Origin of the sequence: uncultured Tateyamaria sp. (assembly GCF_947504105.1) — a bacterium.
GTDB lineage: Bacteria > Pseudomonadota > Alphaproteobacteria > Rhodobacterales > Rhodobacteraceae > Tateyamaria.
The window spans coordinates 1-347 of the sequence record NZ_CANNGP010000185.1; the positions used below are offsets into that span (position 1 = coordinate 1).

The window sequence follows — 347 nt, forward strand, 5'->3', positions numbered from 1 at the left end:
ATTGCGCAGCTCAGGGCTGGTATGCCTAGCGATCTCGGCCAACCCATCGGTGTTTCTACGCAGATCTGCAAGCGCGGAACTGGCTGTCGGCTGCTGTAGGTTATCCATCAATGCTTGAGAGCGAATCTGGGCTTCGGAAAATATGCTCGAAAGTGGGGGCAATTCGGCAGGCAGGGTCAAGGGGTCATCTGTAAAAACCAGTGCCTGGCTCATGTCTGTCGTGGACGACGCCCGCGCCGCATGAGCTTGCGCTGCAGTTGCGTTAGAAGACAACGGACCGCCCTGTTCCATCATGGGGCGTGGCCGGAGCGGGACAAAATGCCCGGTATTTCTATCGGCATCGGTAT

1 protein-coding gene is annotated in these 347 nt (G+C 57.3%); it reads right to left on the reverse strand.

Annotation, left to right across the window (positions count from 1 at the left end):
- On the reverse strand, window positions 1-294 hold a 294-nt coding region (locus Q1A75_RS24125; protein ID WP_299593662.1), incomplete at its 3' end, for a hypothetical protein.
- Between the last annotated feature and the right edge of the window lie 53 nt (window positions 295-347).